The following is an 11,558-nucleotide window of genomic DNA, read 5'->3' on the forward strand; positions in this document are numbered from 1 at the left end:
CATGGAAGCAATTTTAATTGGTTTTATGGGCTGCGGAAAAACTACCATTGGAAAATTAGTAGCGCAACACTTGAATGTCCCCCATGTTGATCTTGATGATCAAATTACTGCGGCCGCTGGAATCCCAATTAAAGATATCTTTGCCAAACACGGTGAAGCTTATTTTCGGCAGCTTGAACATAAGCTGTTGTTACAACAAATGGCTGAACACGGCATTCTGTCAACCGGTGGCGGTACGTCTGCACAACCGGAAAATATGCGTGTTCTCAAACAAACAACTGTCCCCGTAATTTTTCTTGAGGCAACTGCTGCGACAATTCTCAAGCGCGTTTGCAACGATCAAGGACGCCCCTTGGTCAATCAGCTTGATCAAACTGATTTGATCGCACTCAAACAAAGCCGGCAGCAGGCTTACCAAGCATGCGCCGACTTAACGATTGCAACTGATCAAACAGCACCGGATCAAATTGCACAGCAAATTCTTAATTACCTGCGTCAGGCTGTTGATTAACAATTTACAAACTTTGATAGCGACATTTAAAGATGGTTATCTTTTATTAGCTTTTTAAGCTTAAATTGCTCCTGTGATTGATCTTATTTCCAATCAATACAGGAGCATTTCTTATTAAGTTGCAAAAAGCTTTGGCTAAGAAATTCAGATCAAAATCTCATTCCCATTGTTATAAACCTTGTCTCTGCTGTTTAGATGTCTTTAAAACTGTTATTTGGTGCTGGATAAACGTGTTCCATAAGTCAAAATTCTCCGTCTAACTTCGAATTACTCATAGCAAAGTACTCGCTATGTTCGTAATTTCGAGTTAGCACTCAAAATTTTCCCGACTTATGTCACACTCTCAAAATTATAAAACCAATCATTATGTACAAGATTGCGACACTAACCGCACCTCCAAATGAAGCATTATTGGTATTTTGCACCCCCCAAAAAGCAGTTACCACAAAGTCAATCCCAAAATGACATATTATTGGAAACAGCAGATTTTTTGTTCTAATGAACAGGCTAGCAAATAAAAAACCCATCGCCATTGTCTGACAAACCTGGATCGTTGTTAAAGAAAAATTTTGGGAGTATAAATTAAGAAAATGTTCTAAACCAAATAAGACACTTGAGATTATCGCTGGAAATAAAATACGGGTACTTTGTTTTGTTGAGCGCCAAAACAAGCGTAGTAAGGTAACCAAAATTATGCCGCGAAAAAGATACTCTTCAGTTGTACTTGCAATTAATCCGATTGTAAACGCAGCTAAAAAATTTTTTTCATTCATAACACCAATTATAATTAGCGCTGTTATAAGGGTAAGAACCAGGTTTCGTTGTTCCTTGTTGAGCTTCAAAGAAAAAGGAATCTTTTGTCGTGTTAATTTAGCATTTAAAATAATTAGTAAAATTAAAAATAGACATTTATCAAAAAATAAAAAGAACAAATTATTGGATTCATTGATTCCTTTTAGAATGTTGATTCCAAGAAATTCAAATATAACTTCAACAAAGAGCACCCCCAAAAGCCGCTGTGCCATCTTCGTACTATTCATTATGTTTCAGCCTCAAATACAAAATTTTGTAACGCATAATTTAGCACATCCCCCAAAAAATATTCATACTCTACATACCCTATCGTAGGTTCCTCTTCCAATTTACAAAGTTTCCTAACTGCAGATTAAATTATTTCAACATTAACCTTGCAGACCTTATTTAACCTCAAATCCATAACCTCTAATATGCGCCTTCAACATCTTCAGGTAAAGCTGAGCTGCCCTACTCAGATCCATTTTTCTGTGACGTAAATAACCTAAAGTGATCACGTCATCTACATCTAAAGGAATCGCTACAATTTTTTCATCGTTTAGTTCGCTACTGATAATTCCAGAACTGATCGTGTATCCATTCAAACCGACCATCAGGTTAAAGATTGTCGCCCGATCACTGATTAGAATCTGTTTTCGATGAGGCAGTGTACTTTGAATTTCTTCAGAAAAATAAAATGAGTTCGTATCCCCCTGTTCATACGACAAATAGAGATAGTCCTCTAGATCAGCTAAGGTGACATGCGTCTTTTTGGTCAAGGGATTATCTCGTCCCACAAAGACGTGTGGCTGCACCTCAAACAGCGGTGTAAAGGTTAGATTTTTGTCTGAAATCAGCCGCATCATAACCGTTTTATTAAATGCATTGATGTAAATGACTCCTAGCTCACTTTTTAGCGTTTGAATATCGTCCAACACGTTTTCGGTCTGTGTCTCGCGTAAAGTAAACTGGTAAGCGTCGCCTCCGACTTCCTTTACAAATTCAACAAAGGCGTGCACCACAAAAGCATAGTGCTGTGCGGAAACACTGAAAACCCGTTTTCGGACAATTTCCTGACCAAAATGCTGATCTAATAAGTTAACTTGATCGAGCACCCCACGCGCATAATTCATAAATTCACGGCCAGCGTCCGTCAATGTAATCCCTGACTTACTGCGGTAAAGTAATTGAATCTGATATTCCTTTTCAAGTTCTTTCATGGCCTGCGACAGGGATGGCTGACTAATAAATAGTTGTTTGGCAGCTTCGTTAATTGATCCTGTAGCCGCAATTTTTTCTAAGTACCTTAATTGTTGAATACGCATCACTATAACCTCATCTTTTTTGACTATCTTTAACTAATAACATCATTATAGGTATTACCTATAATGATGTAAAGATATTAAGCATTATCTATTTTGATCATTTGTTGTTAAACTAATCTCAATCAAAGATTAACGGAGGCCTTGCTAAATGACACAAACACGATTCCAAATTGTTGGTTCACTTTTACGTCCAACTAACCTACTAGCATATAAAAATGAAATTGAAAAACGTGATAATATTCAATACCCCTTCTATAATGACTTTCCTGGCTATCAGGCGGTCGAGGCAGCAGCTGTGAAGAACGTAATTGAACAGGAAAAGGCTCACGGTCTAGACGTTCTAACTGATGGAGAGTACACAAAATCAATGTGGCATCTAGACTTTATTTGGGGATTTGGCGGAGTTGAACGCTACATTGCTGATCATGGATATACCTTTGAGGACCATGATGGCGGCGACTTTGAAACGCGCAAGGATATTGGTGTTCGTATTACCGCACCGTTATCAGGAAAAAATCATCACTTCCTTGACATCTATCAGGCCCTCAAAGCTGCTGCCGGTGATCAGCAAGTAAAATTAACCGTTTGGGGAGCCGCTCATGCCTTTACCGAATTAGCTTTGATTGATCATTTATATGGTCCAAACGAAGTTTACAAAACCGCAAGTGAGCTTAAACAAGGCTTGATTAATGCCTATAAAGAATTTTTAACAGAATATAAAGCTGTTGGTGGACAAATCATTCAGTTTGACGACTGTCTGTGGGAACTCTTTGCTGATGATAATCAACAAAGCTTCTTCTCCGAGGAAAATAGTAATCTGACTGATCTCGCTGATGACTTTATTAACATCAATAACACGATCGCTGACTTCGGGCATCAACTCGGATTAAAGGTCTGGACACACAATTGCCGCGGAAATTATGAAAGTCGACACGCAGCTAGTGGTAGCTATGCTGCAATTGCGCAAAAATTCTTGCACGATCAGCACTACGATCGCTTCTTCTTAGAATGGGACGATGAACGTGCAGGTGACATTACAGCCTTAAAAGCATTGCAAGACCGTCCAAATGTTGAGGTTGTACTCGGTTTGCTCTCAAGTAAAACCAACACCTTAGACGATGAGGATCGGGTTTATCGCCTGTTAGATCAAGCTAGCGCAATTTTGGGTAAAGATCGTCTTTTCCTCTCACACCAGTGTGGCTTTGCTTCATGTGATTCTGGAAATGAGCTCACTAGTGCCCAAGAATGGGCCAAGATTGATCAAGGTCAAAAAATTGCGGCTAAGTTCTGGGCTTAAATATGCACACTTTGAATCTGAATGGCAGGTTTAAAGCCGGATATTGTACCTAGTGTTTCTTAAAAAGATTTTTAAATTGCTGTTCGTGGAGATCATAAGGGGCTGTGACAAAAGTTAAATTTTGTCACAGCCCCTCTTTTATTCCGTATAAACGTGTTCCATAAGTCAAAATTCTCCATCTAACTTCGAATTACTCATAGCAAAATACTCGCTATGTTCGTAATTTCGAGTTAGCACTCAAAATTTTCCCGACTTATGTCACACTCTCAAAATGACCCGTCTGATGCTGTTAATTCTCGCCAACTAAATGCCTTTTGCCCCACGCTCTGCTGCTTAGTCTTTAACTTAAGATTTTTTATAACACCAGCGTATACGGATCCTCTAAGAATGCCACAATCTTCGCCAAAAAATCAGCGGCAGGCGAACCATCAATCACCTGATGATCAAAGGTTAGGCTCAGTGGTAATTTAACAGCTTGTACCAACTTCCCAGTTTCATCCAATTGAAGCTCTTGTAAAAGTGTGCCTACTCCTAAAATTCCTGTTTCTGGAGTATTAATAATCGGAGTAAAGTACTCCACACCGCTTTTGCCTAAATTACTGATTGTAAATGTGCCTCCAGTATAAAGATCTCCAGCCAGGGTTCCCTGCCGTGTTCCGGTTATCACTCTAGCAAGATTTTCACCTAATTCGGTCAGGGTCATTGTTTGCGCCCTTTTGACTACTGGTACCATCAAGCCGGCACTAACTGCAACTGCCATTCCGATGTTAACATCCTCATTGTGTGTAAACTGTCCGTTTTGATACCACGCATTCATATCTGGCGTGTCTTTCAAAGCCAAAATCGCGGCACGCGTAACCAGCGTAGTCAGACTCAGTTGTCCGCTTGTCAGCGGATGTGCCACTTTTTGCTTCAGTTCTTTCCTAAATGCCATCAAAGAAGTGATATCCGCTTTAGCATGGAGTGTAACTTGGGCTGTAGTCTGCAGACTGCCCATCATTCGTTGTGCAATCACTTTGCGCATCCCTGCTAAACCTTGGCCAACCTCCACCCCAGCCGTTTGTGTTTGCCCAGGTGCTGCAACTGTTGGCTGGCTTGCAACGTAACTTTCAACATCACGCCGCGTTATTCTGCCATTGCCGCCACTGCCTGCAATTTTGCTGTAATCAACTCCTTGCTCTGCAGCAATTTTACGTGCAAGTGGTGTAATGAAAATCCTAGCACCCGCTGCAGGTGATTTTCTTTTCTGTTCAACGTTCTCTTCTGCTGGAGAAGTTGGGGCAGATCCAGCAACAGGCGCTGCTGCCGTTGCTTCTTGTGTCGTTTCAGCAGGTTGTTTAGTGTCTGCTGCTTGTTCTCCTTTTTCGCCAAGATAAGCAATTGGCGCCTTGCACTTGGCATCTTCGCCTTCTTGAACAACAATCTTAAGCAAAACACCATCCGCAGGCGCATCGACATCGGCAGTCAGCTTTTCCGAATTAATAGTTGCAACTGTCTCACCTTTTTTCACCTCGTCGCCTTCGTGTTTGAGCCATTCAAAAACCGTTCCCTCGGTCATTGTCAGACCAAGCTTTGGCATGATTATTTCTGTTGCCATGCTTACACCTCCCTACTTCTTCAAGTCATCAATCAGTTCTGCAGCAGTTTCAAGTACCCGCTTAGGATTCGGTAGGTACAACTGCTCCAGGTTGGTTGCAAATGGCACTGGTGTATTAGGTGCACAGACTGTCTTAATTGGGCCATCAAGATAATCAAATGCTTTGTCACCTACCACGGCTGCAATATCCTTTGCAGTATTGTTATGCGGGTTGGCTTCATCAATTACGACTAACCGGCCTGTCTTTTGAACTGATTTGATAATTGTTTCTTGATCCCAAGGTGCAACTGTCACAAGATCAATTACCTCTGCTTCAATTCCTTCTTTTTCGAGTTGTTCAGCCACATCAAGTGCCACATACAGCATCTTCCCAATTGTGACAATTGTCAGATCAGTTCCTTCGCGTTTAACCTTTGCCTTACCAATCTCCACTTTATAATAATCTGCGGGAACTTCATCCTTTAATCCGTATAATGTTTTATCTTCTGAAAAAACGACAAGATTGTCATCTTCAATCGCAGCCAATAATAAGCCCTTCGCATCGTACGGATTGGAAGGGACCACGACTTTGACTCCAGGAATTGCGCCAAATAAACCGTAGTAAGATCCAGAGTGCTGAGCTGCTGCACTTGCACCGGCTCCATGTGTAGTCCGTACAGTCATCGGAATCCGTGCTTTACCACCGAACATATAGCGCATTTTAGAACCTTGTGCCAAGATTGTATCCAAACTGAAACCAATAAAGTCATTAAACATCAGCTCCGGTACCGGACGTAAGCCAGTTGCAGCTGCACCGACTGCCGCCCCCATATACCCCATCTCAGAAATTGGGGTATCAATGACGCGTGTCCGCCCGTATTTAGGCATCAATCCCTTAGTAACACCAAAAACACCGCCCCAGGCATCTTGATTCTCCGCTTCGAGGTGCTTAACTTTTGCACCTCCGGCAATATCTTCTCCCATTAAGATAACACGTTCATCCTTTGCCATTGCCTGATCAAGTGCCTCATTGATCGCTTTCATAAAAGTTATTCTTCTTGCCATGACATCTTCAGCTCCTTTCTGTTTTTTTTAGTCTGCAAAGACATCTTGATACAGTGTTTCTGGTTTGGGAATATCGCTTTCTTCAGCAAATTTAACTGCATGTTTGATATCTGCTGCTGAGTTTTCTTCGATTTCAGTAGCACTTTCTTCAGAAAGGAGCCCCTGTGCAAGTGCATATTCACGAAATTCTTTGATACAATCACGTTTCGCAAATTCACTTTCCTTTCCGGTCGTTGCCTTATACTTTTGTTCATCACCTTCAAAATGACCATAGTTACGGTACGTGCGACATTCAACCAAGGTTGGCCCTTCACCTTTGCGTGCACGTTCAATCGCTTTACCCGCTGCTTCATAGACTGCCATGAGATCTTTACCGTCAACAGTTTCACTTGGAATTCCAAGCTGACCCGCGATCGGCAATCTTTTTAGAACCTGAAGAGTACCACTGTGGTGTAGCCTCTCCGAAGGAATTATTCTCATTTACAAATACCACCGGTAGCTTCCAGATAGAAGCCATGTTAATACTCTCATGAAAAGTCCCTTCATTAGCAGCTCCGTCACCAAAGAAACAAACCACAACATCTTTAGTTTTCAAGTATTGATTCCGCAAAGCTGCCCCGATTGCAATTGGGAAACCACCGCCAACCATTCCGTTTGCTCCAAGCATCCCTTTATCAATATCGGCAATATGCATCGAACCGCCCTTACCTTTGCACAATCCGGTTTCTTTGCCATAAATCTCGGCCATCATATGATCCAGGCTGCAATCTTTGGCAATACAGTGACCATGTCCGCGATGTGTACTAGTGATATAGTCATCATCTGTCAAATGTGCACAAACCCCAACCGCAACTGCTTCTTCACCCGCATATAAATGGACAAAACCAGGAATCGATCCAGTTGCAAAGATCTGATGAACCTGATCCTCAAAGTTGCGAATATCGTTCATCTTTTTATAGATCCAAGTAGCACGTTCTTCATTTAACTTTGCCATGATTTTTTCCTCCTTCTTGATCATGTTTCACATTCTGACTGTTAAACTAATTATGAATTGCTCTTCCAACCAAAGCATTTGCCGTTTCTCCGATCGTCTCCGTCAAAGTTGGATGTGCAAAGACAGTCTTGGCTAGTTCATCGACTGTTCCTTCAGCAGCACTCACTGCTAATAAAGTGTGAATCATTTCAGTCGCACCGCTGCCAACGACAACCGCTCCTAAAATTTCATGATATTTTTGCTCACTGATAATTTTTACGTATCCTTCTGTCTCAAGGCTTGCAAGCGCTCGTCCATTACCTCCAAACGGGACTGTTTTGACTTTGACCTGATAACCATTTGCTTGTGCTGTCTGCTCATTCATCCCAAAACTTGCAACTTCCGGTTCAGTATAGACACAGCGTGGAATCAATGTTTGCTTCAACACATCCGGCTTTTCACCACAAATCACAGCGGCAGCATGAATGCCTTCTGCACTGGCTGCATGCGCAAGCTGATAACCGCCGCACAAATCTCCAATTGCAAAAACATGCGGGACATTAGTCCGATAATCCTGATCAACTTTGACAAATTTCTGCCGTTCATCAAGTTCAACCCCCAGTTGTGTCGCCAACTCCAGATTTGCTTTTCTCCCTGCTACCACAAGTAGTTGGTCAAATGGGACTGTGCCATGTTCCAATTTGATTGCTGCAGAAGTAACTGCAGCAATTTTTACCTTAGTCTGCACTACAATCCCCAAGGATTTGAGTTTTTCTTTAATAATGGACCGTGCTTGCGCGTCTTCTGTCAATAAAATATCATCTGCAACTTCCAAAAGTGTGACTGCGACCCCCAGCGGCTGCATCGCAAATGCCAATTCAACTGCAATGACACCTCCACCAATTATCGCCAACTGCTGTGGTAATTCTTCTAGATCAAAAAACGTGTCAGTTGTTAAAAAAGGCACTTCGTTTAGACCCTTGATTGGTGGGACAAAAGGATGCCCCCCCGTTGCCAGAATAAAATCTTTAGCCATAATAGTCTGAGTACCTACTTGTAGCTTGCCCTGTGTTTCAAACTTAGCGGTCCCTTCAAGATAAGTAATCTGATTACTCTTGAAAAGGTGGCGAATACCACCTTGGAGGGTTGCCACCACTTGATTTTTACGCTTAACTAAGCGCGGATAATCAATTTTTCCAAACTCAATTGCAACTCCATTAGCAGCGGCTTCATGTGCTTCTAACAACCAGTGACTGTGCTTTAAGTAACTTTTAGATGGTATACAGCCAACGTTCAGACAAGTTCCTCCAATAAACCTTTTTTCTACTACGGCAACCTTTTTACCTTTTTGTGCTGCCCTAATGGCGGCAACATACCCGCCCGGGCCGGCACCAATTACGACAACATCGTATTTTTCCATATAAGATTCCCCTCCTTTTTTAAATCATTTTTCTCTCATACCTCCTCACTTTATCTTTAGCAAGTAACATGCCAAGGCAATTTAAAAAGACTGCTCAGCGCCCCTGCAAGTTACACGAATAAAAAAGAAAAATGTGATTAAAACGCTTCCTTTTTTATGCTTTGAAGGCTTTTTTAGTCAAAAAAATTCGCCTTTCATGCATAAGAAAAAACGAATTTTTAATGAGCTTTAATTTAGTTTAATTTTGGTTAGGCAAAAAAGTGTAACCTGTTACGTTAACAGGTTACACTTTTTTGCACCTTCTTTTCACAACAGCCTACACTAATCCAAATACTACAGCCCATATTTCTTAATTTTACGATATAAGGTTGTCCGTGAAATTCCTAGGTCTGCTGCTGTTTTACTGATTTGATAATGATTATGCTGTAGTCTGATTCGAATCTGTTCCACCGCAAGTTCACTTGCAGAATTTTGCGCTGGTTGCCTTTTTATCACACTGCCTGCTTGAACAAGCTCATGCAATTGTTCACTTGTCGGTTCATTAGTGGGATAAAAAAGATACACCCGCTCTAAAAAATTCCTGAACTCGCGAATATTTCCGTACCACGGATACTGGACAGCGACGGTATAGATTTTCTCGCCCCAGTCTATCTGCCAATTTTTTTCTTCACAACAGGCTTTGAGCAACTGTTTCATATCTGATTTCCGCGCTCGCAATGGCGGAATCTGCAATTGACAAACATATATCCGATAAAACAGATCTGCCCTAAAATGTCCTGTCGCGACCAATTTTCGTAAATCACGATTACTTGCCGTAATTAACTGGAAAGAAACCTTTTGCGGTTTTCCATTGAGGGGGGTTACGCTTTGTTCCTCTAAAACCCGGAGCAATGCTGTTTGCATTTTAAACGGCATGCTGTCAACCTCATCCAAAAAAAGCGTCCCCTTATTTGCCTGCAAAATCTTCCCTGGGCTTCCTTTAACTGCCGCACCGGTAAAGGCACCCGGAGCATACCCAAAAAGCTCACTTTCTAACAGATTCTCACTGATCGCACCACAGTTGACCGTCACCAGTGGTCCAGCGCTCGCTTGACTGTTATAGTGCAAAGTCTTCGCAATAATTTCCTTGCCGCTGCCAGATTCACCATAAATATGCACTGGGAGATTGCTGTGTGCAACTTGCAAGGTTTTATGCAAAAAATCTTGATAATTTTCATCAAGACTGGGAACTCCCGGATAATAAAAGGTCTGCTGTGCTGGTGTCGTTTCATTGAACAACTCAACTTGATAGCCTACAACATGCCCTTCATAACAGATTTTGCTGGTCTTATAAATGGTCGCAGGTTGCAAAAATTTTCTAAAGTCTTCACCTTGCTTTAAAAAGTCAGCATATTTGGTTGGCAGACTGATAATTTTAAAATCAAGGTCACATACCAGCAGCGTGTGGTTCGGATTCGCAAGTAGATAACGAAAAAGATCTTGCTTTCTCTCTAAATTCTTTTGCGTCATCACATTAGCGACTTGCTGTGCAACAATATTCAACAATAATTGGGCATCCTTGACAGAATCATTGCGAAAAGTTGAAATATCCAAAACTCCTAATAGTTGACCATCGGCGGAATTAATTGGAGCCGCGGCACAGCTCCATTGCCGTGAAGTTGCAGCATAATGTTCGTTTAGCTCAACATATTCATTGCTTTTGGTGCGCAATGCAAGCCCAATTGCATTGGTCCCGACATTTCTTTCCGACCAGTTAGTTCCTTCTCTAAAATACATCTCATTTGCTCGGTCGCGGGTGTCATCGCATCCACTGCGCCAGAGAATGTCCCCGGTTGCGTCAGTTAAAATAAAAAGATAGTCTTGCAAAGCAAATCTGTCCTGAAAGCTTTTAACTTGCTGCTCGACCGTTTGAATCAATTCTTTTTTTTGCTTCTGTTTAGTCTGCAAAGCTGCAATTGTCAGTATTTTTTGCGGTCGCGTCGAAAAGGGATTGACCGCTTCCTTATAACAAAGCTCCCAAGATTGGGCAATTTTTTGGGGCAGTTTGCTCAAACCAACTTTTTCACCCGCAATAAAATGTTTCCATAATTGTTGTTCTGTCATCAGCCCATCTCCTTATCGTAAGCGGTTCCAATATTTCTAATTAAAGTATACTATATAATTGTATTTGTAATGCAGAAATCGCATGCCGAAGTGCGACACTCCGCGTTCAGCCTCCGTTGACTAAGTCCTGAATTACAAAGTAACCTGGGCTTGGTTACGCGTAATTTAGGCTTAGGCACAGAAGGCTGGTGATTGAAGCACGTTAAATAGAAGTGCGTAAAAAGGCGCTAGGTTTTGAGGCTTAGCGTCGGATCACAATGGTAACTGCACTTGTTACCGGTGTGATCCATGCTAAACACAAAAACCTGCCTTTTGAAGCACGTTATGAAAGAAGTGCCGACAACCTGCGTTCAACCTCCGTTGACTAAGTCCTGAATTACAAAGTAACCTAGGCTTAGTTACGCGTAATTTAGGCTTAGGCACAGGAGGTTGCGGGGTGGAGCACGTTAAATAGAAGTGCGTAAAAAGGCGCTAGGTTTTGAGGCTTAGCGTCGGA

Annotated in this window: 8 protein-coding genes and 1 pseudogene; 2 read left to right on the plus strand and 7 right to left on the minus strand. The window is 41.8% G+C overall.

Features of this window, described 5'->3' with window-relative positions; genetic code table 11:
• Position 1 precedes the first annotated feature (1 nt).
• On the plus strand, positions 2-511 hold the full coding sequence (locus tag FD50_RS04155) for a shikimate kinase (RefSeq protein ID WP_056960486.1): 510 nt from the start codon (positions 2-4) through the stop codon (positions 509-511).
• A gap of 335 nt (positions 512-846) precedes the next feature.
• On the opposite strand, the gene FD50_RS04160 is transcribed toward FD50_RS04155, so the two are convergent.
• Positions 847-1,515 (minus strand): CPBP family intramembrane glutamic endopeptidase, encoded by a 669-nt coding sequence (locus tag FD50_RS04160; RefSeq protein WP_235803436.1) that lies wholly within the window; start codon positions 1,513-1,515, stop codon positions 847-849.
• A 192-nt stretch (positions 1,516-1,707) separates the two neighbouring features.
• On the minus strand, positions 1,708-2,628 hold the full coding sequence (locus FD50_RS04165; protein ID WP_054757152.1) for a LysR family transcriptional regulator: 921 nt from the start codon (positions 2,626-2,628) through the stop codon (positions 1,708-1,710).
• A 148-nt stretch (positions 2,629-2,776) separates the two neighbouring features.
• Between FD50_RS04165 and FD50_RS04170 the strand changes: the two genes are divergently transcribed.
• Entirely contained in the window at positions 2,777-3,925 is a 1,149-nt protein-coding gene (locus FD50_RS04170; RefSeq protein ID WP_056960490.1) for a cobalamin-independent methionine synthase II family protein, read from the plus strand.
• A gap of 355 nt (positions 3,926-4,280) precedes the next feature.
• Here FD50_RS04170 and FD50_RS04175 read toward each other — a convergent pair whose 3' ends face one another.
• From FD50_RS04175 to FD50_RS04195, 5 genes and pseudogenes are all read right to left on the minus strand, one after another.
• Positions 4,281-5,522 carry a dihydrolipoamide acetyltransferase family protein gene (locus FD50_RS04175; RefSeq protein WP_054758094.1) on the minus strand — a complete coding sequence of 414 codons (1,242 nt, stop codon included), beginning with the start codon at positions 5,520-5,522 and terminating at the stop codon, positions 4,281-4,283.
• Between the two features lie 12 nt (positions 5,523-5,534).
• Positions 5,535-6,566: an alpha-ketoacid dehydrogenase subunit beta gene (locus FD50_RS04180; RefSeq protein ID WP_056960492.1), complete on the minus strand. Its 1,032-nt coding sequence runs from the start codon at positions 6,564-6,566 to the stop codon at positions 5,535-5,537.
• Between the two features lie 27 nt (positions 6,567-6,593).
• Positions 6,594-7,560: pseudogene (locus FD50_RS04185) on the minus strand (thiamine pyrophosphate-dependent dehydrogenase E1 component subunit alpha).
• Between the two features lie 46 nt (positions 7,561-7,606).
• The gene (lpdA, locus tag FD50_RS04190; RefSeq protein WP_056960494.1) at positions 7,607-8,959 is read right to left on the minus strand and encodes a dihydrolipoyl dehydrogenase; all 1,353 of its coding nucleotides are present in this window, start codon (positions 8,957-8,959) and stop codon (positions 7,607-7,609) included.
• A gap of 333 nt (positions 8,960-9,292) precedes the next feature.
• Positions 9,293-11,062 (minus strand): sigma-54-dependent Fis family transcriptional regulator, encoded by a 1,770-nt coding sequence (locus FD50_RS04195; protein ID WP_056960496.1) that lies wholly within the window; start codon positions 11,060-11,062, stop codon positions 9,293-9,295.
• Positions 11,063-11,558: the final 496 nt, after the last annotated feature.

This window comes from Liquorilactobacillus satsumensis DSM 16230 = JCM 12392 (assembly GCF_001435195.1).
GTDB classification, from domain to species: Bacteria; Bacillota; Bacilli; order Lactobacillales; family Lactobacillaceae; genus Liquorilactobacillus; species Liquorilactobacillus satsumensis.

Coding starts and splice junctions, on each gene's coding strand:
- FD50_RS04195 (WP_056960496.1), bottom strand. CDS start 11,062: ATGACAGAACAACAATTATGGAAACATTTTATTGCGGGTGAAAAAGTT.
- FD50_RS04170 (WP_056960490.1), top strand. CDS start 2,777: ATGACACAAACACGATTCCAAATTGTTGGTTCACTTTTACGTCCAACT.
- FD50_RS04180 (WP_056960492.1), bottom strand. CDS start 6,566: ATGGCAAGAAGAATAACTTTTATGAAAGCGATCAATGAGGCACTTGAT.
- lpdA (WP_056960494.1), bottom strand. CDS start 8,959: ATGGAAAAATACGATGTTGTCGTAATTGGTGCCGGCCCGGGCGGGTAT.
- FD50_RS04175 (WP_054758094.1), bottom strand. CDS start 5,522: ATGGCAACAGAAATAATCATGCCAAAGCTTGGTCTGACAATGACCGAG.
- FD50_RS04155 (WP_056960486.1), top strand. CDS start 2: ATGGAAGCAATTTTAATTGGTTTTATGGGCTGCGGAAAAACTACCATT.
- FD50_RS04165 (WP_054757152.1), bottom strand. CDS start 2,628: ATGCGTATTCAACAATTAAGGTACTTAGAAAAAATTGCGGCTACAGGA.